Here is a 22,880-nt window from a genome sequence, read left to right as displayed (position 1 = left end):
GTGCAGGAGGAGAAGTTCGTCTATCTATGACCCTCAATATATCCGAAATATGAAACCAGAGCGTATTACGATGTCTGACGTGACCAAACAAATGCTGTTACAACCGGTAGCAGGCATGTACGTCGACGAAAAAGAGGTGGCAAGACGCTCAGCCATATCCCTAAACGTCATTGCAATCGTCTTCGCCTTGTTAGTTGTTGGTATTGGTGGGTACTTTTACTCCCTCAAACGAAGCCCCTTGTTTTTAATCGGTGTTCCACTGGAAACACTTTGTTTTCTGGGTGTAGTTTTGCTGAATCAAAAAAGACAGTTTTTTCGGGCAGTACTGGTAATGCTGATCACGAATGTGGCTTTTATCGGCTATTGGTCTACTGTACTGGGTGAAGGCATTTCCCTTGAAATGCTGCTGGCGTTTATGACGGTGATGACATTCTATCTGATATCTTCCTTTGTACTTTATAAAAAAAACAAAGCGCTCTTATATGGAGTAATAGGATGTCTGGCCATGGTGGTCTATATTATCTCGAATGCCTACCTCCGGTTCGTCACTCCGTTGGAATTCAGCAAAAGCACCACCACCATCATGCGCTGGTCAACGAGTATTGCGCTGTTGATCATTATTTTGGCCATATTGGCGTCTTACGCTGCGCAAATTAATGGTCTGTTGGCCGAATCCCGCCGGCTTCAAATGGCATCTGAGCGGAAAACCGCCTATCTGTCTGAAGTCTTTCACGAAGTAAGAACGCCGTTAAATGTGGTATACAGCATTGCACAGTTATTCCTGTTGAAGAAAGACAAGCTATCGATACTGGAAGAAGAAGACTCCGCCGAAGAATACCAACTGCCTCATGGTGGCGAAATGGCGGACCAACTCTATAGTTCCACTGCACTTACCCGCAATATCATCAATCACGTGCTGGAAATCGCCAAAATTGAAAGCGGTAAGTTTATTGAAGTCAACAAAGAAGACTTTTCCCTGTTTGGCCTTGTCAATTCCACCATCGCCGCCCACTCCTATCTGGCCGCCCCTAAAGGCATTAAGATAGAACTGGAAATTGATGATGCGCTGAAACAAGCCATTCACAGCGATAAAATGATCATCACCAAAATCTTCAATAACCTGCTGTCTAATGGTATTAAATATACGACCAACAATACGGTGATTAAGGTAGTGCTTAAAAAAGCTGATGCCTGGTGGACATTGGAAATCACGAATACCGGGAAAATAGATCCTATGATTGCCAAGGCGGCATTTGAGCGCTTTGTGGCAAAAAGCGAAAATGAATCCAGCAGCGGATTAGGCCTGGCCATCACCAAACACATGGTGGAGCTGCTTGGAGGAGAAATCTCCATCGTGCCACAGCCCGACCCTGAGCTGACAACCATGTTCGTAAAGATTCCCTATGAGGCCGGCGAAAAACCTGTTGTGCAGCTCAACAAAGTCGCAGATGGAAAGAACATCTTCTGGAAATCAAAGGTATCCATGTTTGAAGACGACGCGATGGGAGCCGGATGGGTCATGCGCTTCCTGAAGAAATGGGGCATAGATGCCAAATTATACAAAGATGCAAATGTCGACAGTGCCATTGCCAGTATTATAGCAGACAATCCCAATCTTGTCATTACCGACCTCAACATGCCCGGATTGTCAGGCGAGATGCTTTTAAAGCGGATGAGGGAACACTCCGCCTTAAAAAGCATCCCTGTTTTAATTGTCAGTGCCAGCGAAGCATTCTCTGAAAATGAAGCTGTAGCTATCGGCGCCAATGGATTCCTAAAAAAGCCGATTGATTTTGGTGAACTATGTCTGGCATTGGCTAAGTACCTGCCCTACAGGGCTTTGATGTAATTACCGGTAACGCTCCGTGTCCAGTACGGCCCAATCATCATATCCTCTCACGATCTGATATACACCGGCAATGTATTTCGCCAGCTGTGTATTGATACGGTCCCCAAAATCAGGAAGCAGCGTACGTGCTGTTTCAAATTCCCGCAGATGACGGCTATGTTCCTCCGCGACAAATTCAATGGCATCGTCCATTGTTAGATCAAGTTCCCTCTTGGCAATCAGTATCAGGTTAAATCCACCTTCTTCCAGTTCCGCCTCACGACGAATAGAATGCAGGTCATTGGATAAGCAACCCAACAAACTGATCTCCAGTTCAATTTTTCTAACGACAGGGTGCGTGTACACCTCCTCTGGAATACGTAATCCGGCAAACATGGCCACCAACGGATACATAATGCAAAAGCCGGTAAACGGACGCTCCCTGTAATAATCCTCTATGGTCATCCGATGCCGGTGAAGTTGCATTTTGATTTCCAGCTTGCATTCGGTCAGGTAGTCTGTCATGTGGATACTAAATTGCTGATACAGGAAAGGCCGGTCGCTGCAAATAGTCCGCAGCTTACCAACAATATTCCCCAGTGCCAGCTCCAGCTGTCCGTTGCCCTGGTAAATCCTTCCCTGCAAAATACTGATGAATACGTCCAACTGGGCAGTCATCTGCACGGCCCTGATTTTGTCTTCCGATCCTCTGTCACAGCTGTCATCAACGGTGAACAGCCATGTCAGCAGTTCTCCTGCCAACGTAATGTGTTCCAGGCTGGCAAAGGGATATTCACGGGCGGCCTGTACCCCAAACAGGGCCCGATCGTACCATTTCAACGGTTTAAAAAAAGGCGACAGGTTAAATTCCTGCGCCCAGTTCACTGTGTTGGCCTGTACGGTTTCACTATAATCGCTGATTTTAACGTCACCAGGGATAGTGACCATTGCATACTTTCGATTTAACATAACAATTTGATTTAAAAAGTGAAGGAGAAAAAAATAAGAAATGAAATAAGGTGGTAGCATTCTAAAGTGTAGATCTAACCAATCGCTAAGGGTACAAGCTGATGGTCTGGCTATTTTAAGAAAAAATGTGTCGTTGTTTTATTAATATAGCTAAAAATCACATATTACCTAAATCGTATAGGCGCTGCCGTAGCCGTGCAGCCAAAAAAGCCCAAAGTATAAAATACCCTGGGCTAATCCAATGAGATATGCTTTAATAAAACATTAATCAAATCGACAAAGGTCCCGTATACCTTCCCGTGACAGTTTCATTTTCGCCGGCAATAAATACAGCTTCCAGCTGTCTGTTCAAATGCAAATCTGTTTGTGCTTCTTCATTTACCAGTTACAGTTACTGTTGGCTGTTTAGTTCGCTGATGTTCCGTTTTGTAAAAATAGTCTGATAACCAGGGTTTTTTAATCAGCCCGTTGGCGGTAGCTATTACGCTCTCTATGTTGGTGGACTGTGTTGCTCCCCGCGGCAGCAACGCAAACACCTCGGCAGGGTGGTAAAAATCCGCCCCCGGCCGGGGCAAATAGGGATGGCAATACTACATCACCGGCAGAGGCAAATGCTCCCCGTTATATAAGTTACGTAAAAAATCTGTTTTTGGTTGGTTAAGCTACCTCGTGATTTTCCCCGAAGCCTTTATGTTGTATAGAGATCTTCCCGCCCACTCCGCATTGGCAGGTAGATTTTTCGGTGAGCAGTTTCATATCGTTGATAGTATCTTTTTCCGCGGGCTGCTGCCAGGCGACGGGCGCAGGCACACATTTGCCCCGGGTAATGGTACAGGCGCCGAAGCTGGGGATGTTCACTTCGGCGCCCTTGTCCTGCTCTGTAGCCACCAGCTTGCCTTCCACTTCGTAGAATTGCTGGCTGGTGACTTTCAGTTTTGAAGGCGCTGCGCCCTTATCGCACACCAGGACGGCCTGTTCTGTTATTTTCTGCGGCATAACAAGCGCTTAATTATTGGTGAAATTCGTCTCTGTTCTGTTAAGTACCTTGCCGGTAGCGTCATCTAGCATGATTTTCTCCACCTTTTGAGGCTCCTTCAGCCACTCGATGGTCCAGGTTTTTCCCTGGGTGTTGCCAGCCCTGCGGATCTTCGTATGGTAACCAGTGCTCTGGAGAATCGGCCCCCTGTCTACCGGGATACGTTCCTGCTCGCAGAACCGAAGCACGTCCTCCAGTTTCAGGTGATAGTCCTTGTCATAGTTAACCTCCCTGACCAGCCTGCCCTGTTCGTCGAACTCGTACCAGGTGCCCAGCTGCAGGAACCCGTTATTAAAATACAGGCCTTTTGCCCTGATATTGCCGTTGCTCCTGTAATATACTTTCTGCAGCATATAATAGGAAGACCGGGGCGTGAGGCTATAGCCCATACCGCCGTCCCAGACGCTCATCTCCAGGTAGGAGCCGTCGGGCTGCGTGGCCCTCAGCACATTTTCGCTTTTATCTTTTCTGTTATCAAACAGTACGGAATCGAATTTTTCAAAGTCTTTTGTTACAACAGGATTGTTCATGTTATTTCCTTTTGTTTGTTTGGTCTGGTTCGTTACCTGTGCATTACATGCAGCGCCTATGGTCAGTAAAAATAGCAGGATGTATTTAGTCATAAACATGGTTTTATAGTTTATTCCGGGTCTGCTTTGGCGTTTGCGATCACCCATTGCCAGTGCCACAGGGAGCTTCTTACGATAGCCGGGATGACCTGGTGCGAGTAGTCCATTAAGTTCTCTGTAAGCCTGCTTTCATAGGTATACTTGGCGTGAGGGCTGGAACCCGGATTGCTGAAGGAATGCGGCAGATTCAGCGAATGCAGGAACTCATGCGCGGCGGTCTGGTCGTTCTTCGTGGGGAAAAGCATCACAGAGCTGCCGATGGAATAACCATTGAGGCCATTGAGGCTGCCACTTTCCATATATCCGCCGCCTTCACCCATGTAATAGGCCCTGAAGTACCGGTCATATTTATGTTCATCCGCCGGATTGGCTGCTTTCAGCTGCGCTTTCAGTTTGCTATAGAGGTGGTTCTCCAGGGTGACGAAACCTGACGGTGCGCCACCGATATAGTAAGCTACGATCTGGCCGCCGTTGTTATAGGCGCCTCCCGGCTGAAAACCGGGATCTGCGGTCACGTTCAGCGTTTCTTCCACCACTTCCACATTGATCAGCGCCTGCTTCAGGTATTTGGCGAACAGGTCTTTCTGCCCGCTGGTGCTGCCAGTCTGCGCCACGGCGGTAGACATGGGCGGGGTGGCCACTTTCACCAGCACGATCTTCTTTTTCCGGCGTTTGGCGGAATTATTGGCCATCACCTTCACAAAACCGGCTTTCGTAACGGTTTCGGTACCATCAGGGTTCTTGGTGACGGCATTCACCACAATCGTCTGGTCGGTGGCAAATGCGGTCAGGCATTCTATGGTGACGGCATCATTCATTTTATGCAGCCCTTTCCCGATTCCCTTTAAGGGAGTTTCTTTGGGGGTAATGGTAAAGTGGCTGTTGTCCTCAAAGCGCAGCAGGTCCGGTTCTTCTTCAACTTCCACATAGAGGCTCAGCGTGGCTTTGGTATTGGTATACCCTGTGGCCACCGGTGCGGGCGGCGTAGACGCCGGAGCCCCTGCGGCAGCGGCCTTTGGCGGCGGCGTGGTCTTTTGCGACGGGTAAAGGCTCAGCCATGCGCCAAAATACTGCTCATAGATGGTAGCGCCGCTGGCATCCTTCATTTCTGTGCCGGAAGCGTCCTTTTTGGGCTTCCATACTATCTTATGCGCATGGTATTCGTTGGACTTCAGGGAACGGACCATCGCATCGTCCTTTTTGAAATGGGCGGAATAATCATTCAGGTTGGTGAGCAGCTGGGTGAAAGCGGCGTCCCTGTAGTGTTTGCCAACATGTTCATCATAGTCGACGTCGCCGGGTGCGCTGGTGTCGCTATTACGGTACCAGTCAAACCCGAAGTCTTCGCCCGCCCAGCCAATTTTGGGCCGGAAATGCACGATACACTTGGATTGTATGGTTGGCGTGGCCGGCTCGTACTGCATGGGGGTATTACTGTGTTTATTCCCCTGCTGGCCTTTCATTTCGGCGGTGCCTTTGGAGTTGAGCGTGGCCGTTTCATCGGAATGCAGGAACAGCTTCTTCTGTCCGGCGATATAAAAATCCTCGGCTTCGATCTTCATCTCCCCTTTGGGGGTATGGATCAGTGCTTTGGTGGCCTGGAGGTGCATGTATTTGGAGACCAGCTGCTTCATCTCCGGCGTATTGACCAGCATCTGTGCCATGGCGTTGATCATCATCTGGTTGCCCACGTCCATCTGCAGCATATTGCCGACGGTCATGTGCAGCATATTGTCCACCACGATGTTCATATCTGTGGAGCGCAGGCTCATGGTTTTCGGTGCGTTGATGGTCACGTTGGCGCTGGACGCGTCGATGATGATGCTGCCGTTGCCGTCCATGGTGACGGTATTGCCGCTGGCATCCTGTACGATCATGCTGTTGTTGCCGTCGTTGTAGACGATCTTGTTGCCGCTGCGCGTCTGTATGGTTTTAACGTCGTTGTCGGCGTTGCTGAAGGAAGTATTGGCATTGCCGTGATAAACGGTGCCGATGACATAAGGCTTGACGGCGCTGTCATTTTCAAAGCCCACGATCACTTCCTCGTCAATTTCAGGGACAAAGAAATGTCCTTTGCCGCCGCCGCCATGAGGCGATGCGATCCGCACCCAGGGCGTCTTTTCCTCGCCGTTCATCCAGTGGAACTTTACCCTGATCCGGCCCATGCCTTTAGGATCGTGGTTGTCGGTCACGATAGCGCTCTGCGTTTCACAAACAGGCGCCTGAGGTATGGAAACCGGCGGCAGGTGAACAGACGACGGCACCGCCGTGAACTCGTTGCGGTAATCGCCTTTGGTATCTACAAAGTGGCTGATCTGGGTCACAATATATTCTCCGTAACCTTCCGTGCTGCCGTTAAATACGTTGTTAGACACGATCTCGGCCCTGGCCCCGATAGCCACGCCGGGATGGCCGCTATGGCCGGTCAGCCGCACCATCTTGCTGCCTTCCATGGCGCTGTGCAGGGTAGCCATTTCGTCCTGCTGCTTTTTGCTGCCGGTATACCGGAAGTTCCACTGCTTGGGCTGTGTGCTGAAGATGGCCTGCGCTTTCTCATGTACTTTTTCACCGAGGGAATTCAGCCCCGCTTTCTGGCTTATGTTCCCCGCCTGGGGCACGCTGGTGTACAATTCACTGTTCTGGTAGTCCCAGCCCATATATTGCGTCCGCGTGGGACGGGCATTCAGGTTGATATTGAAGTGGCTTAACGTGCTTCCATATACGAGGGAAGTTTTGGCATCACCGGTAGGTGGCCCCAGTACGAGGTTCCGGCCGTCCCAGAACAACCACTCTCCGTTTTCAGCGCTGATACGCTGCAAAAAAGCCCATGCTGTCTCCTTGTACTGTACCATATAATCATATGGTTCCTTGGCCAGTGGCTGTACTTTGGGAGACAATTGATTTTGCGGGAAGAACCGCAGCACGTCCTGCGCTATGTCCCGCAGCGGCTTCTGTTCCCAGGTTTTGCAATGCGGGCCATTGTCCAGCACGATAGTGGGACTGTAGCCGGAGATGATGATTTCCCCGTATTGGCCGTTTACCCGCGACGTTTCCACACTGGTAACAATACCATTAAACGTTAGGTCTCCTTTCAGCCCTACGCCGGTGATGTGCGCCCCAAAGGAGCTGCCGATCATGTCCCGCGAAGACGAAAAAATGCCGCTAAGGCCATCGATGGCTTGTGCCGGACAAATTAATGTAAACTGATGATGATCAAATATGGACTGGTTTAGCGCAAAAGAGGTGAACTGTAATACGGGGTTACCATCAATGCTAAACATGGTATCGGTCAGTTGGGCCATACATGTAAAGGGTTAATACAATATTTTGTTTAAAAAGATATGATGGCGTGAATTTACACAAAATTCATTTCCCTGCAATATCTTTTCATCCCCCGGCATATATAATATCTGTTATCATATCAACCCCGTCACCCCTACCTTTCCTCCAGCCAGCGCAGGAAAACAGCCGTTTTCTCTTTTCCGATCAATAGTTTTTCGGGAGTATTTACATGCAGGTTTACCAGTAGTTTCCGCGCGAAATAATGCTCTACTTCCCGGATAGCGGTGAAATTGATCAGGTACTGGCGGTTCAACCGGTAAAACTGCTTCGCCGATAACTGCTGCTGCACCTGGTCCAGCGACTGGGTGATAGTATATTCCTCCCCTTTAAAAGTCACAATGGAAGGCGACGTGTACTTGATATAGATATACGCGATCTGGTCGGTCTGCACGGTCAAATACTTGTTGTTCTTAAACACCAGGAAACTCTTCTTTCCTTCATCCACACTTATTTTACGGATAAGGTCTTCCAGGTTGCCGCCGGAATGCTGCTGGAAAAAATTCCGGAAATTATCCACTTTTTCCAGGGCTTTACTCAGGTCGTCTTCGGAGAAGGGTTTCAGCAGATAGTCCACCCCATTGGCTTTGATGGCGTCGAGCGCGTACTCGCCGTAAGCCGTACAGAATATTACCGGACAGGTAATGGTAACGGACTTGAATATATCAAAACTCAGGCCGTCAGACAGCTGGATGTCCATAAAAATCAGGCCGGGCATGTCGTGGTGCGACAGCCAGTCGATGGCTGCCTCCACGCTCTGCAGTTTGGCCAGTACCTGGATAGACGGCCGTAACTTCACGATCAGGTTTTCCAGTGACCTTGCGGCCTTGATTTCATCCTCAATGATGATGGCGTTCATATATAATCGGTAGTTTAACGATAAACTTTTCAGCAGTAACATCGATGATCATCTCACCGCCCAGCAGGTGCTGATACCGCTGGTTGATATTTTCCAAACCTATCCCTGTAGAGGATTCCGGCACCCGTTTGAGCTGGATATTGTTTTCCACCACAATATGCTCCGCGGTGGAATAAAGCGCAATATGCAACGGTTTTTCCTCCGAAACGATATTATGTTTGATACAGTTTTCTATCAGCAACTGCAACGTAAAAGGCGGTATCATTGACGCATATACGTTTTCGGCAATATTTGTTTCCAGTTCAAAACCACTTTCAAAACGGGCCTTCAGCAGATATACATAGGAACCCAGTATCTCCGTTTCTTCCGATAGCCTTATCAGGTTCAGCTTCCGGCTTTCCAGGGTAAACCGGTAAAAATCGGACAGCTTCAGGATGAAGTTGACCGCCTGCCGGTCGTCGCTCTCGACCATGTATTTCAGCGTGTTCAGGCTGTTGAAAAGAAAGTGCGGGTTTACCTGTTGTTTCAGCAGTTCGTACTGCGCCCACAGATTCGCGGAGGTGGTACGCTCCAGCTCCAGGGACACCTGCTGGTTCAGGTAACTCTGGTGCAGCAGGTGAATAAACATATAAAACGTCAGGTTGATCAATATCCCCCTTACCTCAAACATCAGCATCACCGGCCCGAAATTCAGGTGGGACAATAGATACTGCTGGACACAGGATAATATAAACATGATGACCAGGCCCACCAGCAAATTCCGCAACAGCCGTTTGGTACCAAACCCACCGGCGTTTTTGGCGGTATATGACGGGAACGTATATACGTTATAGTACCATATCAGCAGCGAGAACCCCGAGGTGACCGCAGCGTCCACCAATGCTTCATACAGCACAAAATGATGATCGGCGATTTTCGGAATGGCGGTCAGTATCCCCAGGGAGATGGAGCTTAACCATATGATCCGGTTGGATATTTTAAATGCCGGTTGTTGTTGTGTATTCACCTTTTAATAATTGGATCTGTTGCAAATGTATTGTTCCTGAGCCGGAAAGCCGCCATTTCAGTGGCCGGACCAGGCATATCCGCCTCCGGACCGGACAATCTGTCCGCTGAATCAGACAATCCTCTTGTTATCACCTCATTGGGCCTGAAATCCTTCAGGGTGGCCATTGTCCATTTCAGCCGCCCGAATGCCGGATTCAACAGGTTTGTACTATGCCTTTGCCCTGGTTTGTATTCTCTTTGTGCTGTAATCGTTGCTCACCGCAGGATTAGCAGGGCAACCATCTACCAGCAACATCAAAAAACACCCAAGATGCAAAAAATATTTTTCACACTGCTACTGCTGCTGACCAGCCCTTTATCAGGCTTCAGCCATGCAGCCACACCTGTACCGGTAGAACAACCTGTTAAGTGGAGCTATAGCGCCCGGAAAACAGCCGCCGGCGAGGCTGTCGTTCTGATCACCGCCACCCTGGCTGACGGATGGCACCTGTACGCACTGAACAATCCGGCCAACAGCCCAGTGAGACTGGCTTTCAGTTTTCTTCCTGACCCATCTTACTACCCGGAAGGAAAGATTAACCAGCCGGAACCTGTTACCCGCTTTGAAAAACTGTTCGGTGCGGACATCAGCTATTTCGAGCGTGAAGCAGTGTTTCAGCAGAAAGTCAAGCTGACTGGCAAAAGCGCCATTATAAAGGGCTCCATCGAATTCACCGTTTGCAGTCCCCGCCAATGCCTGCCGCCGGAGACCATCTCTTTTAACATCCACATCAAATAAATAAAAAAACATTCACATCACCCTTATTAAAATTTAAAACGATGAACAACACCGTAGCCATTGAGAAAGTATTGTACACCGCCCAAACCCGTACTACCGGCGGCAGGGAAGGAAGCGCCAAAAGCAACGATGGCAGACTGGATATATTACTGTCTCCTCCCGGCACCAGCGGCGCCGGCACCAACCCGGAACAACTTTTTGCCGCAGGGTGGTCAGCATGTTATATCGGCGCGCTGGGACTGGCCGCTAAAAAACTGGGCATTGCCCTGCCAACGAACACGCTGGTAGACGCGGAAGTAGACCTTGGCACTACAGACGGCAACTACTTCCTGCAGGCCCGCCTTGCCGTCCAGCTGCCCGGCATCGCGCCGGAAACGGCGCAACAGCTGGTAGACCTGGCCCACCAAACCTGTCCTTACTCCAAAGCCATCAAAGGAAACGTTAACGTCACCACTAACATCATCTGATATGAAAACCATCAGCAAAAAACTCAGCCTCCTGTTTTCGGCCGTCATCGCGGTACTGTTCAGCACCACCATCACTACCGCGCAAACCACCGCCGCTAAAATCAAAAACGTAGTGCTCGTACATGGCGCCTTCGTAGATGGCTCCGGATGGAAAGGAGTTTATGATATCCTTACTAAAAAAGGATACCGCGTGACCATCGCCCAGATCCCGCTTACTTCCCTGCAGGATGACGCGGCCGTAGTGAAAAAAGCGTTGGACCGACAAGACGGGGCCGCCGTACTGGTAGGCCATTCCTGGGGTGGCACCGTGATCACAGAAGTAAGCGCGCATCCCAAAGTAGCCTCCCTCGTATATGTAACGGCCTTTCAGCCGGATAACGGCGAAGCCACTACGAAATGGTTGGGCACCGCCCCCGCCCTGCCGGAAAATGGTATCCTGCCGCCCGACAAAGACGGGCTGGTATACTACGACCGCGAAAAATTCCATAAAGGTTTCGCCGCAGACCTTCCGCACGAACAGGCAATTTTTATGGCAGACGCCCAGAAACCCATAGCAGCGGCTTCCTTCGGCACACCTGTCACCGCCGCGGCATGGCATAACAAACCATCCTTTGGCATCGTTCCCACGGCCGACAAAAGTATCAATCCCATTATTCTGAGAAACATGTACCAACGCTCCGGTGCCGCCGTCACAGAGATCAAAGGCGCCAGTCACGCGGTATTCGTCTCCCATCCGAAGGAAGTGGCCGATGTGATCATCGCAGCCTCCAGGTAAACCACCACGGGCCTTTCTTCCCGGAAGAAAGGCCCATACCAAACCCTTTGTCATTAACCGCTTAAAACAGATTCACCATGAAATACATTAAAGAAATCGCTTTGTACATAGGCCTCCCGCTGATTTTTATTGCCATGATGGCGTTCCGCAACGCCAGCCACAAGACCATGATAGCCAATATTCAGAAAGATAACAATGACAAAGGGTTTGCGGTGGTAGAGCTGTTTACCTCCGAAGGTTGCTGGAGCTGCCCGCCGGCAGATGCGCTCATCGCAAGGCTGCAACAGGGCAACAACAACAAACAGCTTTACATCATGGCCTTTCACGTGGATTACTGGGACCATCAGGGATGGAAAGACCGCTTCAGCCAGGCAGGTTTTACCGAAAGACAAAAACAATACGCTTCCTGGCTGCGCCTCAACAACATCTATACACCACAACTGATCGTTAACGGCAAAACAGAAATGGTAGGCTCAGAGGAAGGCGCCGTGTTAGGGGCTGTCAGCGCAGCCTTGCAGGAAACCAGCGCCCAACCGCTCTCTTTAAAAGCAGTGCAGGCCAACCGGGAGTTGAAAATAACCTATGACGGCGCCGTGGCCAACAAAAAAGCCCGCATCGTGGTGGCGTTGGTACAGAAAAACGCCAGTTCACAGGTAAACGCCGGTGAGAATGCAGGCAAACAGCTGGCCCATGTGCAGATTGTCCGCCAGCTACAGCAGCAGGAGCTGAAAGAACAGGGAGCAGTAAGCCTTTCACTGCCGGAAGATTTCCACCAAAACGGATGGGAAGTAATTGCTTTTGTACAGCATAAAAACACCGGCGCTATCACGCAGTCGGCCAAACTGGAATGGTGATATCAGACTGGAGGCCGGAAATGTCTGATTCAGCCTCCAATATGTCCGGCCCGCCAGTTTCAGGTTCCCTCCCGGCCGCACTGCATCTACCTTTGAGCTATCAAACACGGAAAAACAATCCACATGCAAACGACCAAAAACATAAAACGCATTTACTTCATTCCTGCTGCGGTTGTGGCAGTGTTGACAGCCCTGCAACTGTTCAACCCGCCGATCGCTTCCAAACCCGTTACCGGACACATGGACGAAGCGCCGGCAGCGGTCCTGGCCATCCTGCAGCGCTCCTGCTATAACTGCCACTCCAACGAACAAAAGCTAAGCTGGTTCGATCAGCTGGCGCCGGCCTCCTGGGCTGTAAAAAAGGATGTGGACCGCGCCCGGGAAGTGATGAATTTCTCCGAATGGGACAAGCTGTCCGCCGGTGAACGTACCGGCAAAATGTATGCTATCCTCAATATGATGCAGGCAGGCAGGATGCCGCTCCGCGAATACCTGCTGCTGCATCCCGGTGCAAAAGTGACAGCGCAGGATATTGCCATCATTAAAAAATATACACTGTCCCTCGCCGGCAATGAAGCGCCACACAGCACGCCGCCGGCCGCTGCAGGCGCCTTGCCCAAAACATTCCCGGTGTCTCCCAATGGCGTGAAATACACCGATGCCTTCAAACAGTGGACCGTCATTAGTATGAGCACCCTCTTCGATCATTCCATCCGGGTTATCTATGGCAACGATATCGCCGTAAAAGCGGTGCGTGAAGAACGCTTCTTTCCCTGGCCTGACGGCGCCATTGTAGTGAAAGCCGTATGGAAACAGGAAGAACAGCCTAACGGGGAAATCAGGCCTGGCGAGTTTGTGAACGCACAGTTCATGGAAAAGAACGCTGAAAAATACAAGGATACTGAAGGCTGGGGCTTCGCCAAGTTCAGCGGACAGCGACTGACGCCTACAGGAAAAGACGCGCTGTTTGCACAGCAGTCCTGCATCGGCTGCCACCGGCAACTGTCAGCTTCCACAGGCTACCTCTTCGATGTTCCCATGAAAGTAAATCCGAAAAGCTTAACCGAAAAAATTCTTGCCCAATGAACCGTATGCTTCTCCTGTTAATGACCGCTGCCTTTTTCACCGCCTGCAAAAATGAGCAGCCCTCCAATGACCAGGCACGCATTGTATTTGAGCCCGGCGATCTGTCATTCATCGCCTCTTCGCTGAACCCGAAACAGGAAACCATGTCAGCTTTGTACGGCAATGATAGCGCCCTCCGGTCACTCTCCAAAGACGGCCATCAGGTAATAGCCGGCGCCGTCATGAAACTGGTCACCTGGCGCTATCATGACAACCCACAATACTTCGGCAGCAAGATAAACGGCGAGTTGCTGAGCGTAGAAACCATACAGGCCGGCAGTAACGACTCCATTGCCTACCAGCTTGATTTAGGCACGTTGCAACACCAGACGCCACAGGCAGAGAGAATAGCTTACATCATGACTTATAAACCAGTTCAAATACCATAATCATGAAAACGGTCCAACACATTATCGCAGCAGCGCTGCTTATTATATCCGGCAGCACCACGGCATTCGCCACAGACAGCATCGGGCCTGTCAAACAAATCAACGCCGGGGTGCTGAACGTAGGTTACGCAGAAGCCGGCCCCGCAAACGGGCAAGCGGTTATCCTTCTTCACGGCTGGCCGTACGACATCCACAGTTACACCGCCGTAGCCACGCAGCTGGCAGGCAAGGGTTATCATGTGATCGTGCCTTATCTGCGCGGTTACGGCAGTACACGGTTCCTTTCAGCACAGACCATGCGCAACGGCCAGCAGTCTGCTTTTGCAGCAGATATCATCGCCCTGATGGACGCGCTGAAAATAAAACAGGCCATTATCGGTGGATTTGACTGGGGTGCGCGCACAGCCGATATCATCGCCGCCCTATGGCCGGAGCGTACCAAAGCGCTGGTGTCTGTCAGCGGTTACCTGATCGGCAGCCAGCAGGCCAATCAGGCGCCCCTGGCCCCGAAAGCAGAACAGGCATGGTGGTACCAGTTTTACTTCGCCACCGAGCGCGGGCAGGCAGGATATCAGGCCAACACCCGTGCGTTCAACCGGCTTATCTGGCAAACAGCCTCACCACAGTGGCATTTCAGTGACAGCACTTTTGAAGAAAGCGCCGCTTCCTTTGACAACCCCGACCATGTGGCCATCGTCATTCACAACTATCGCTGGCGACTGGGACTGGCACAGGGCGAAAAACAATACGACGCACTGGAAAAAAGACTGGCACAGGGCCCCGTGATCAACGTGCCGGCAGTGACGCTCGAAGGAGACGCCAACGGCGCACCGCACCCCGATCCTGCCTCCTATGCCGCCAAATTTAAAGGGAAATATGTACATCATACCATCACAGGAGGCATTGGCCACAACCTGCCCGCCGAAGCCCCCGAAGCCTTTACAGCGGCTATCGTAGAGGCAGAACAGTTAGCCAAATAAATCCATCTCTTTTCATCTTATAAAAATTAAAACAATGAACACAAAGACAGCTACTATCATCTATTGGTCCGCCACTATTTTTATGTCACTCTGGTTTGGCGCAAGCGGTTTCTTTGAACTGACCGGCAACCCAATCGTATGGGGCATTACACAGCAGTTAGGTTATCCTCCGCATTTCATTTACATCCTGGGAGTCTTTAAAATTGCCGGTATTATCACGCTTTTAATCCCCAACAAATTCCTGCGGCTGAAAGAATGGGTGTTTGCCGGTATGTTCTTCGATATCACTTTCGCCTTCTTCTCTAAGATAAGCGTGCTGGGCTTCCCCGCCACGGTGGATGCTATCATTGCCTTCAGCGTGTTGTCCGCCGCTTACCTGATGTTCAGAAGACTGTACCCGGCGAATTATGCAGCAGTAGTATCGTGATGACCGGTGTTTTTTTAAAGTGCGAAGGAAGCTGTCTCAAAATTAATTGGAGGCAGCTTCTTTCATTTTGGGAGACCGGGCAGAAACGTGGCGTGGAGAGCCAGTAGTTTCCATACGCCTTGTTGCCTTACATAGGTTTCAGTGGTACGTTCCCACAGCTCCTGGGGTGCGGCGGCGCCGCGAACGATCTTAATATGCACGAGCGCGGTGAGTACGGCTGTATTATCATTAATGATCACCTGCTGGCCCTGTGGTGCAAATTCGGGAAATTGCAGGGAAGGGTTTAAGGCAAAGCCGTTGATGAATTTATCCTTGTCCCACAGCTCGGCAGTGGCAGAGGTGAAGATAAAATCGCTCTTCAATGATTCGTGCAGGGGGGCGCCATCCTTGTCTTTGACAGCTTTCATGATGGTGCGGTGTAATTGAATGATCGTTTGTTGCATGGCTGTTGTTTTTTCATTTTGTGCATGAAGCCGGGATTGAAATAAGAGCAGTAATGACAGGATTATGGCCTGGATCGCTTTTTTCATAACCTTCTTTTTATTGCCGAAGGTAAAGCAGGTGGCAACGTTGGTCCTATAACCCAGGTTATAATCGTTATATGGCGGTATTTATTTTTGCAAGCCTTTTACGGATCCTGCTGAGGGATGGTTGTTTGATGCCAATGTAGGAAGCCAGATGGTAGAGTGGCACGCGCTCCAGTAAGTGGGGATGTGTTTTGGCCAGGTTGATGTATCGTTCGGCGGGTTTTTCAAGTAATAACATTTCACTGCGTAACTGTGAGGCTATATAAAGGTTTTCGGTTGCAATACGTCCGAACCGTTCCCAGGCAGGGCTGTTTGCAAACAGATATTGCAGCTGTTTATAACTGATCGTTATCAATTCTGAGTCTTCGAGTGCCTGTATCCATTGCCTGCTGGCTGTTTGTGTGAGAAAGCTATGGTAGGCTTTGGGCCATTGACCTTCCGTAAAAAAGGCGGTGTTGATCTCTTCGCCTTCCACCAAATAATAAGAGCGCAGTAATCCTTTTACAACAAATCCGATTTCGCGGTATACTTTTCCTTCTTCTACAAAGAAGGCCGATTTGGGCAGGGTTTTGAGTCCCAGGCCGGGCTCACACAATTGCCAGTCTTTATCCCCGATGGGACTGATTTTATTAACTACATCGCGAAATATTTGAAATGATGGATGCATGACGGCACATTAAGCAATGAAGATAAACACTTTTGATTGTTTTGAGTCTTCATCCTTTGTTTTTCGGCGGCATTTGATTAAATTCAATTATCAACGTAAACCAAAATATCCGCTGGTGATGTAGTCGGAAAAACAAAAAACAGTGACCTCTATTTGACTTTGAACACTGATAAACGCACGCTATGGAAACATTCGGCCACGTTAGAATGGTCATCGGGTTTATTCTCAGCCTGAGCCTTGCTCATCTTCTCAAAGGCACCGCCAAATTCATCCAGCATCCCGGACGTGAAAAGCCTTACTGGATACATCTCAGCTGGGTGGGATACATCTTCATCCTGCTGGTACATTTCTGGTGGTGGGAGCGTGCTGGCCTTTTCGTTTGTGGCCGATGTGGTGGACACGATGCTGAAAGGCACGTTGTACCTGCACCATTTCGGATGGGAGTATCCGGCGCGTAATATCGCGCACGTAGTGCTTTGCCTGATGGCTATCAGGATAAGTAACCAGACATTTCACGGAGCGCTGGTCATGATCTTCCTGCTCTATGAAATGTCGTATATCCTTCGGTTATATCTTTCTGCAGGATGATTATTTCAGCAGCTTAAACGCATGTGACCAGCTGTTATGCAGAAAACCGGGGATGCACCACAGGATGCACAGCGGCTCAATGGCCCGGGCAGCCTCCACAGTGCCCATGTCTTCCGTTTCCCAGCCGAAAGCCGTCAACAGACCGGTCACCGTTTTCTTGGCTTCGTCATCATTGCCGCAAATGAACATAGACGGTTTTCCTTCGCTGAACTGAGGCTTATACATCCTGGCATTGCCCACGGAATTAAATGCTTTCACAAACCTGGCAGCCGGCGCCAGCTGCTGCAATTGCTCCATCAGCGAAAACTCCAGCGTGGTAAAGAAGTGCAACAAGCCATGTTCGGGCCCCTTCTCCGCCAGCGGATTGGTGGTATCGATGACAATCTTCTTATCAAGGTTGGCGATGCCCGCCAGCCGCAGCGCGTCAGCCGCAGCCCCTCCTTTGGTGGACAGCACGATAAGTTCGGCCGTTTTCGCGGTCGTCTCAAAATCTGCTACGGTAATACCGGTGTCTTTGTTGAATTGGACCACTTCCGGTTTGGAAGTGTCACGCGTGCCCAGGGTGACGGTATGGCCCTCCTGCTGAAACCCTTTGGCCAGTGTTTGCCCTACGGCGCCGGAACCAATGATACCAATTTTCATAAGATGTTTTTTTGGGTGACAGATACTAACAATGCTTGCAGCAGGCAGAAGTGGTTAAACAGGAAACGAAAATAATCAATTTAAAACAAAGAAACACCCCGGAAAATCCCTATTTTCGCCCCGAACGTTAACCCGAAAACTAACCCGTTATTCAAATCCACAACATACAAGAGCATGCAAAAACTATTGACCACTGCGCTGTTACTGGCAGTCAGCAGTACCGTGTTCGCCCAAAACAAGTACTATTCCTTTAAAGTCGGCGGCAAATATGGTGTTACAGATACGCTGGGCAATGAACTGGTAAAACCTGTTCATAAGTACTGCGAGGAATTTCAGTCAGGCAACGAACTGGCGCTGTACAACTTCGACGACGAAGTGAAAGACCTGATTGTAAACACCTCCACCGGCAACATCCTGACGTTTTCCTATATTCAACCGGGTGAAGTAAAGGTTAACAATAACGCCTATACGTATGTACACGATAAAAACAAGCTGTACCTCCGCAGCGAACAGGATGGTAAGATCATTCCGCTGAAAGAAGAATATTCCGATTTCAAAAATGAAGGAAAATATATTATTGCCAAATATTATGCAGCAGTAGTAGCGCCCCCACCGCCAGTGCCAAAGCCCACCAAAAGCCCGAACAAACTGGCCCCGCCCCCGCCACCGCCACCACCGGCGATGCCGCCGCCACCAGGTTTTGACCATTACGCCGTTATTGCCGATAATGACGAAACATTAAAGCCGGTCATGAAAGGATTGTTTAAATCCTATCTTCCCTTGTACAACAATAAATCCGAAGACTCCGCCGGCATCGTGGAAGTAAAGACCTTTAAGATCGGCGCGCAGCCGGTCTTCTATGCTATCCTGTTCAGCACAGACCATACACATAGTTTGTACGACGCCAAAATGAAGCTGGTTAAAAAATTTGAAATGAAAACGGAGGACAAGGAAATACTGGCTGAGAAAGCCTCCTCCATCATGAACCAAACCTTGTCATTGTATGATGCGGCCACTTCACCACCACCCATGGCCCCTTCTCCTCCGGGGAGCAGGAACGGGCAACCGGCAGTCGTTTATCCTGTTTTCGCCGTAGAGCAATCAGACAATGGCAACAACCAGTTGGTATGGAAACAAAGCGCCGATAATGTGAAAGTGATATTTGAATCTCCGAAAAAGTTTACCTGGGACAGTAAAGATCATATTATCTGGATCGGCGAAACAGGCACCCGGTTTAAAGTAGATACACAATCCGGAAAGATATTCCTGCCTAAAACGCAATGGGCCGCCGCCGGCGTCATCGTTAAATAATCCGTAAAATGCCTGTCCCGGGCCAGCTGGCGCCGGGACAGGTCTATAAACACCTACAACAAGCTATATCCCTTCGCTTTCACCGCCGCCAGAATTTCCCGTATATGCGCCAGCGTAGTCACCGGGTTCAGTATGGTGAATTTCAGGTAGAAATTACCGTCTACTTTAGTACTGGCCAGAATATAAGTCCCATCGAAAAACAATGACTGTTTAATACGCAGGTTCAGCGCCGACAGGTCCGTATCCAGTGCCATCGGCCGGAAACGGAACACCAGCACGCTCAGGTCCGAACTGCTCAGGAGGTCAAACTCAGGGTCCTGCTGCAACAAAGCGGCCGTACCTGCCGCCGTGTCAATGATCATATCAGTATAAATGCCCAGTTTCTGTTTTCCCATCAACCGCAGCGTACACCAGAGTTTCAGCGCGTCAAAACGGCGCGTGCTCTGTGTGATCGATTTGTTGATCTGTGCCGGCAGCGCTTCATAATCCTGTTCCGCCGGATTCAGGTAGTCGGCATGATGCCTTACCAGCTGCAACGTGGCCTTGTCTCTCACCAGGAAAGCGCTGCTACTGATAGGCTGAAAGAAAGACTTATGGTAATCGATCGTCACAGAATCGGCCTGCTCCAGGCCGTTCAGCAGATGCCGGTATTTACCGGACAGCAGCAAACCACAGCCATAGGCGGCATCTACGTGCATCCATACCTGGTACTCCGCCGCAAGGGCCGCAATAGGCTGCAATGGGTCTATGTTGCCGAAGTCAGTGGTCCCCGCGGTGGCAACGACGGCAATCGGAATGTTCCCCAGGCCCAGTTGCCAGTCCAGCGCTGCTTTCAGGGCAGCGGCATCCATACGGAAACGGCTATCCGTTTTCACCCGGACAATAGCCTGCTCGCCCAGCCCCAGCAACGAAGCGTTTTTATCGTTACTGAAATGGGCTTTATCGGAGACAAATATCCGGAAGCGGCTGGCCTGCGCCGGCAATCCTTCCAGTTTGATATTGTGTCCCAGACGTTGCATCGCAAAATGGTCCCTTGCCAGCAACAGCCCCATCAGATTAGACTGTGAACCGCCGCCGGTGAATACGCCGTCAGCGTTCGTGTAGCCGATCTCGTGGGCCGTCCAGTCGATCAGCCTTCTTTCGATGAAAGTGCCGCCGGCGCTCTGGTCGTACGTGTCCTGCGAAGAATTGATGGCACTGATGATCACTTCCGCCGCCAGCGCCGGTATCACCACCGGGCAGTTCAGGTGCGCAATATACTGCGGCAGGTGAAAGGCGGTAGCATGACGGACATACAATTCATTTACCTCGGCCAGCAGTTCGTCATAACCGCTCAGCGGACGGGTCAAATCCACGCTGTATACCGCTTCGCGCATATCTGCCGGCCGGATGCCGGTAAAAGGTTGCTTAGTATGGTGCAGGAAGTCTTCCACGGCCGTTCGCGCTTTCTCCAGCGCCTGGTGATATTCCGCGGACGTTTCTTCATAGAAGATGTCTTTCAGTAATTTATTGTTTTTGCCCTGTGGCAGCACAGGAGCTGCAAGGGTGATCTGGTCTGTATGCATATCAATTTTTTTTCGGGAGATGACTTAGCGGAAGACATTGCCGTAATGTTCTTCCATGATAAAATAAGGGTCGTCTGTTTTGGTGACGGCACGGATATGAATTAAGCTGGTCTTGCTCATCACGCGCAACATCATCCTTCGTTCGCAGGGCACCAGCACGCCTTTTTCTTCCCTGTAACCGGCCACAAAAGCGTTTCTGCCGTGCGCGCAGAGGTGGTTGTTAACGAAGATGAGGTCTCCTGCTTCGGGAACAAAATCATTGTAGATATGCGTCCTGGCCACTTTCCAGAACTCTTCCAGGTAATGCATGGCTTCGGCGCTCTGGCCGGCATCCGGATTATGAATTTGCTCGGCAGCATCGAAGCGGATGAAAGGATACGTTTCATTGCCGTACAGCACAGCGGTGCTTACCTCCTCCCCTGCGGCCGCGTCCCTGGCGTAGTTGGCGTCTTTAGGGCATTTGTACAGGGGGCGGAACAAAGGCCGCATCACCTCGTCGGTAGCGCCATGTGAACGGATAGAATACAACGTGGAAGGCACTCTTTCTTCATTGCGGACAAACAGGAAACTGAGGAAATCGGCCTGATGAAAGAGGAAAGCATCTTCCGTATGTACAAACAGATCGGTACGGGAACCGCTGCCGGTCTGCGTATGGCTCATTTGCTCATCCGGGATGATGGCGTGCAGCAGCCCACCGCCTTTGCGCTGCGCGTAGTACTGAACGGGCTTGCTGGGCACGGCACCATGCATCAGGCTACTGATAAAACCATAGGCTTTCAGTTTGTCATAATCGACGTCCTTCCAGCTGGAAGGTGTTTTACCCAGGTCGTCCTGGTCTACCTGTACCAATCCCCTGAAAACAACAGCGCCATACTGGCCGGCGGAATAATCGGTACCGAAGTGGCTTAGGATGCGGGCTATGCGCTCAGGTAACAGCTGATAGGCATTGAGGTGCAGCGTGGCGATGAACGCGGGATTTTCATAGCTCCCGTATTCGCGGACCAACTGCCGGCCTATATAGTACATCGCGGTAGATTCCCGCGCGGTGATGTCTACAATGAGTGGTGCGGATGGCGGCGGCACGGCCGTTTCCTGCCATACGTCCCTGATAATATCGGGTGTGGTGATGGTCATGTTTTTCATGCTGAAGGGTTTAATTGGGCGACTAATTTTTTCTTCTTCTCTTCCCGCAGAACTTTCCAGCCTTCTGCGCGGTATGCGGCGGCCATTTTACCGCCATCGATATGGTTCCAGCCCGGAGGCATGATGATGTATTTCAGTTTATTTTTCAGTCCGGGCGCCTGTTTCACATCGGTCCACAGGTCGCGCCACAGCTGTAGCTGTACCTGCAACAGGTTCCTGCCGCTGATCTTGTCATTTAGCAAACCGTACACCGGCTTCACCTGTTCCATCTCGGTCTGAAAAGTGCCGAAGGTCCTGTCCCATATGGAAAAAGTTTCTCCGTAATTTCTGTCGAGATAGATGTGGTTTTTGGCGTGATGCACGCGGTGCACGGAGGGTGTGATGAACAAAAACTCCAGCCACCGCTGTTTGCCGACAATGTCATCGAAATGATCGTTCACATGTTCATAAAGTCCGTACAGCCTTGCGACAGCTTCGCAGATGAAGATCATGAAAGGATCGAAGCCCAGTACGGGCAGGGCGATAACGGTAAGGGGTATATGCAGTATTCCCAGAAAGGAACCACGCACGGCCACCGTCAGCTTCATTTCTTCAGCGGTATGATGCACGCCGTGGATACACCAGAAGAAACGGACTTTATGCCCGAGATAATGCACGAGCCAGAACATGAAATCGTACGTCAGGTAAGCGAGTATCCATATGTACCAGGCATACCCGAGGGTAAAGAAACGGTATTCGTACATCCACATCATGGTGCCGAAAACAACGAACTTACCGAGGAAAAAATACGGGAAGCTGTCCAGCACATAAGAGACCACGTTCACCCATCCTTCGCGGTTGCTCTCCATCTTTTTGGAGATCACCAGTATTACCCATTCCAATATCACCAGCCCCAACACGATATATCCAAATACAGTTTGCATTTTTCCCAGCAACAGCGGGAGAACAGTTTCCATAGCATAGTCATTAAGCGG

Annotated in this window: 23 protein-coding genes; 11 read left to right on the top strand and 12 right to left on the bottom strand. The window is 50.4% G+C overall.

Annotated features, from left to right (window positions below; translation table 11 throughout):
* Positions 1-49 precede the first annotated feature (49 nt).
* Positions 50-1,849 carry a hybrid sensor histidine kinase/response regulator gene (locus HGH92_RS30680; RefSeq protein ID WP_168874669.1) on the top strand — a complete coding sequence of 600 codons (1,800 nt, stop codon included), beginning with the start codon at positions 50-52 and terminating at the stop codon, positions 1,847-1,849.
* Here HGH92_RS30680 and HGH92_RS30675 read toward each other — a convergent pair whose 3' ends face one another.
* The 6 genes from HGH92_RS30675 to HGH92_RS30650 all read right to left on the bottom strand — a co-directional run bounded on the left by HGH92_RS30675 (position 1,850) and on the right by HGH92_RS30650 (position 9,666).
* On the bottom strand, positions 1,850-2,797 hold the full coding sequence (locus HGH92_RS30675; RefSeq protein ID WP_168874668.1) for a terpene synthase family protein: 948 nt from the start codon (positions 2,795-2,797) through the stop codon (positions 1,850-1,852).
* 657 nt (positions 2,798-3,454) lie between these two features.
* Entirely contained in the window at positions 3,455-3,793 is a 339-nt protein-coding gene (locus tag HGH92_RS30670) for a DUF4280 domain-containing protein (RefSeq protein ID WP_168874667.1), read from the bottom strand.
* A gap of 9 nt (positions 3,794-3,802) precedes the next feature.
* A complete protein-coding gene (locus HGH92_RS30665; protein WP_168874666.1) occupies positions 3,803-4,456 on the bottom strand; it encodes a hypothetical protein in 654 nt (217 codons plus the stop codon).
* 17 nt (positions 4,457-4,473) lie between these two features.
* Positions 4,474-7,764 carry a phage baseplate assembly protein V gene (locus HGH92_RS30660; protein ID WP_168874665.1) on the bottom strand — a complete coding sequence of 1,097 codons (3,291 nt, stop codon included), beginning with the start codon at positions 7,762-7,764 and terminating at the stop codon, positions 4,474-4,476.
* A gap of 134 nt (positions 7,765-7,898) precedes the next feature.
* Positions 7,899-8,660 (bottom strand): LytR/AlgR family response regulator transcription factor, encoded by a 762-nt coding sequence (locus tag HGH92_RS30655; RefSeq protein WP_168874664.1) that lies wholly within the window; start codon positions 8,658-8,660, stop codon positions 7,899-7,901.
* A complete protein-coding gene (locus HGH92_RS30650) occupies positions 8,641-9,666 on the bottom strand; it encodes a sensor histidine kinase (RefSeq protein ID WP_168874663.1) in 1,026 nt (341 codons plus the stop codon). Before HGH92_RS30650 ends, HGH92_RS30655 begins: the two co-directional genes overlap by 20 nt.
* A gap of 312 nt (positions 9,667-9,978) precedes the next feature.
* Between HGH92_RS30650 and HGH92_RS30645 the strand changes: the two genes are divergently transcribed.
* The 8 genes from HGH92_RS30645 (at position 9,979) to HGH92_RS30610 (ending at position 15,463) form a co-directional block, all read left to right on the top strand.
* Positions 9,979-10,446, top strand: coding sequence for a protein-disulfide reductase DsbD domain-containing protein (locus HGH92_RS30645; protein WP_168874662.1), 468 nt, complete (start codon positions 9,979-9,981; stop codon positions 10,444-10,446).
* Positions 10,447-10,487: 41 nt separating this feature from the next.
* Positions 10,488-10,913 carry an organic hydroperoxide resistance protein gene (locus tag HGH92_RS30640; RefSeq protein WP_168874661.1) on the top strand — a complete coding sequence of 142 codons (426 nt, stop codon included), beginning with the start codon at positions 10,488-10,490 and terminating at the stop codon, positions 10,911-10,913.
* Position 10,914: 1 nt separating this feature from the next.
* Positions 10,915-11,688, top strand: a complete 774-nt coding sequence (locus tag HGH92_RS30635; protein WP_168874660.1) for an alpha/beta hydrolase — start codon at positions 10,915-10,917, stop codon at positions 11,686-11,688.
* A 77-nt stretch (positions 11,689-11,765) separates the two neighbouring features.
* Positions 11,766-12,542: a DUF1223 domain-containing protein gene (locus HGH92_RS30630; RefSeq protein WP_168874659.1), complete on the top strand. Its 777-nt coding sequence runs from the start codon at positions 11,766-11,768 to the stop codon at positions 12,540-12,542.
* A gap of 123 nt (positions 12,543-12,665) precedes the next feature.
* Positions 12,666-13,628, top strand: coding sequence for a heme-binding domain-containing protein (locus HGH92_RS30625; protein ID WP_168874658.1), 963 nt, complete (start codon positions 12,666-12,668; stop codon positions 13,626-13,628).
* Entirely contained in the window at positions 13,625-14,056 is a 432-nt protein-coding gene (locus HGH92_RS30620; protein ID WP_168874657.1) for a hypothetical protein, read from the top strand. The genes HGH92_RS30625 and HGH92_RS30620 overlap by 4 nt, the downstream gene beginning before the upstream one ends.
* 2 nt (positions 14,057-14,058) lie before the next feature.
* A complete protein-coding gene (locus HGH92_RS30615) occupies positions 14,059-15,036 on the top strand; it encodes an alpha/beta fold hydrolase (RefSeq protein ID WP_168874656.1) in 978 nt (325 codons plus the stop codon).
* 34 nt (positions 15,037-15,070) lie between these two features.
* Positions 15,071-15,463 carry a DoxX family protein gene (locus HGH92_RS30610; RefSeq protein ID WP_168874655.1) on the top strand — a complete coding sequence of 131 codons (393 nt, stop codon included), beginning with the start codon at positions 15,071-15,073 and terminating at the stop codon, positions 15,461-15,463.
* A 62-nt stretch (positions 15,464-15,525) separates the two neighbouring features.
* Here HGH92_RS30610 and HGH92_RS30605 read toward each other — a convergent pair whose 3' ends face one another.
* Together HGH92_RS30605 and HGH92_RS30600 are read right to left on the bottom strand one after the other, a co-directional pair.
* Entirely contained in the window at positions 15,526-15,993 is a 468-nt protein-coding gene (locus HGH92_RS30605; RefSeq protein WP_168874654.1) for a nuclear transport factor 2 family protein, read from the bottom strand.
* Positions 15,994-16,060: 67 nt separating this feature from the next.
* A complete protein-coding gene (locus HGH92_RS30600; RefSeq protein ID WP_168874653.1) occupies positions 16,061-16,657 on the bottom strand; it encodes a Crp/Fnr family transcriptional regulator in 597 nt (198 codons plus the stop codon).
* 285 nt (positions 16,658-16,942) lie between these two features.
* Between HGH92_RS30600 and HGH92_RS30595 the strand changes: the two genes are divergently transcribed.
* Positions 16,943-17,245 carry a hypothetical protein gene (locus HGH92_RS30595; protein WP_247655093.1) on the top strand — a complete coding sequence of 101 codons (303 nt, stop codon included), beginning with the start codon at positions 16,943-16,945 and terminating at the stop codon, positions 17,243-17,245.
* Here the strand turns inward: HGH92_RS30595 and HGH92_RS30590 are convergent, their stop codons facing one another.
* Positions 17,246-17,887, bottom strand: coding sequence for an NADPH-dependent F420 reductase (locus HGH92_RS30590; RefSeq protein WP_168874652.1), 642 nt, complete (start codon positions 17,885-17,887; stop codon positions 17,246-17,248).
* 174 nt (positions 17,888-18,061) lie between these two features.
* Here HGH92_RS30590 and HGH92_RS30585 point away from each other — a divergent pair, with 174 nt between their 5' ends.
* The gene (locus HGH92_RS30585) at positions 18,062-19,198 is read left to right on the top strand and encodes a hypothetical protein (RefSeq protein ID WP_168874651.1); all 1,137 of its coding nucleotides are present in this window, start codon (positions 18,062-18,064) and stop codon (positions 19,196-19,198) included.
* 53 nt (positions 19,199-19,251) lie between these two features.
* Here HGH92_RS30585 and HGH92_RS30580 read toward each other — a convergent pair whose 3' ends face one another.
* Genes HGH92_RS30580 through HGH92_RS30570 form a run of 3 tightly spaced genes read right to left on the bottom strand, consistent with a single transcriptional unit; the run spans position 19,252 to position 22,862 of the window.
* Positions 19,252-20,763: a pyridoxal phosphate-dependent decarboxylase family protein gene (locus tag HGH92_RS30580; RefSeq protein ID WP_168874650.1), complete on the bottom strand. Its 1,512-nt coding sequence runs from the start codon at positions 20,761-20,763 to the stop codon at positions 19,252-19,254.
* Between the two features lie 24 nt (positions 20,764-20,787).
* Positions 20,788-21,906 (bottom strand): TauD/TfdA family dioxygenase, encoded by a 1,119-nt coding sequence (locus HGH92_RS30575; RefSeq protein ID WP_168874649.1) that lies wholly within the window; start codon positions 21,904-21,906, stop codon positions 20,788-20,790.
* Entirely contained in the window at positions 21,903-22,862 is a 960-nt protein-coding gene (locus tag HGH92_RS30570; protein WP_211092797.1) for a sterol desaturase family protein, read from the bottom strand. The genes HGH92_RS30575 and HGH92_RS30570 overlap by 4 nt, the downstream gene beginning before the upstream one ends.
* Between the last annotated feature and the right edge of the window lie 18 nt (positions 22,863-22,880).

The sequence above is a fragment of the Chitinophaga varians genome (assembly GCF_012641275.1).
Classification (GTDB): domain Bacteria; phylum Bacteroidota; class Bacteroidia; order Chitinophagales; family Chitinophagaceae; genus Chitinophaga; species Chitinophaga varians_A.
This window is presented reverse-complemented; position numbering and strand designations above follow the sequence as displayed.

Excerpts from the sequence above, each read along its gene's own strand:
- HGH92_RS30645 (WP_168874662.1), top strand. The coding sequence starts at position 9,979 with ATGCAAAAAATATTTTTCACACTGCTACTGCTGCTGACCAGCCCTTTA.
- HGH92_RS30625 (WP_168874658.1), top strand. The coding sequence starts at position 12,666 with ATGCAAACGACCAAAAACATAAAACGCATTTACTTCATTCCTGCTGCG.
- HGH92_RS30605 (WP_168874654.1), bottom strand. The coding sequence starts at position 15,993 with ATGAAAAAAGCGATCCAGGCCATAATCCTGTCATTACTGCTCTTATTT.
- HGH92_RS30670 (WP_168874667.1), bottom strand. The coding sequence starts at position 3,793 with ATGCCGCAGAAAATAACAGAACAGGCCGTCCTGGTGTGCGATAAGGGC.
- HGH92_RS30575 (WP_168874649.1), bottom strand. The coding sequence starts at position 21,906 with ATGAAAAACATGACCATCACCACACCCGATATTATCAGGGACGTATGG.
- HGH92_RS30680 (WP_168874669.1), top strand. The coding sequence starts at position 50 with ATGAAACCAGAGCGTATTACGATGTCTGACGTGACCAAACAAATGCTG.
- HGH92_RS30660 (WP_168874665.1), bottom strand. The coding sequence starts at position 7,764 with ATGGCCCAACTGACCGATACCATGTTTAGCATTGATGGTAACCCCGTA.
- HGH92_RS30640 (WP_168874661.1), top strand. The coding sequence starts at position 10,488 with ATGAACAACACCGTAGCCATTGAGAAAGTATTGTACACCGCCCAAACC.
- HGH92_RS30610 (WP_168874655.1), top strand. The coding sequence starts at position 15,071 with ATGAACACAAAGACAGCTACTATCATCTATTGGTCCGCCACTATTTTT.
- HGH92_RS30620 (WP_168874657.1), top strand. The coding sequence starts at position 13,625 with ATGAACCGTATGCTTCTCCTGTTAATGACCGCTGCCTTTTTCACCGCC.
- HGH92_RS30630 (WP_168874659.1), top strand. The coding sequence starts at position 11,766 with ATGAAATACATTAAAGAAATCGCTTTGTACATAGGCCTCCCGCTGATT.
- HGH92_RS30675 (WP_168874668.1), bottom strand. The coding sequence starts at position 2,797 with ATGTTAAATCGAAAGTATGCAATGGTCACTATCCCTGGTGACGTTAAA.
- HGH92_RS30590 (WP_168874652.1), bottom strand. The coding sequence starts at position 17,887 with ATGAAAATTGGTATCATTGGTTCCGGCGCCGTAGGGCAAACACTGGCC.
- HGH92_RS30635 (WP_168874660.1), top strand. The coding sequence starts at position 10,915 with ATGAAAACCATCAGCAAAAAACTCAGCCTCCTGTTTTCGGCCGTCATC.
- HGH92_RS30655 (WP_168874664.1), bottom strand. The coding sequence starts at position 8,660 with ATGAACGCCATCATCATTGAGGATGAAATCAAGGCCGCAAGGTCACTG.
- HGH92_RS30580 (WP_168874650.1), bottom strand. The coding sequence starts at position 20,763 with ATGCATACAGACCAGATCACCCTTGCAGCTCCTGTGCTGCCACAGGGC.
- HGH92_RS30615 (WP_168874656.1), top strand. The coding sequence starts at position 14,059 with ATGAAAACGGTCCAACACATTATCGCAGCAGCGCTGCTTATTATATCC.
- HGH92_RS30570 (WP_211092797.1), bottom strand. The coding sequence starts at position 22,862 with ATGGAAACTGTTCTCCCGCTGTTGCTGGGAAAAATGCAAACTGTATTT.
- HGH92_RS30665 (WP_168874666.1), bottom strand. The coding sequence starts at position 4,456 with ATGACTAAATACATCCTGCTATTTTTACTGACCATAGGCGCTGCATGT.
- HGH92_RS30585 (WP_168874651.1), top strand. The coding sequence starts at position 18,062 with ATGCAAAAACTATTGACCACTGCGCTGTTACTGGCAGTCAGCAGTACC.
- HGH92_RS30600 (WP_168874653.1), bottom strand. The coding sequence starts at position 16,657 with ATGCATCCATCATTTCAAATATTTCGCGATGTAGTTAATAAAATCAGT.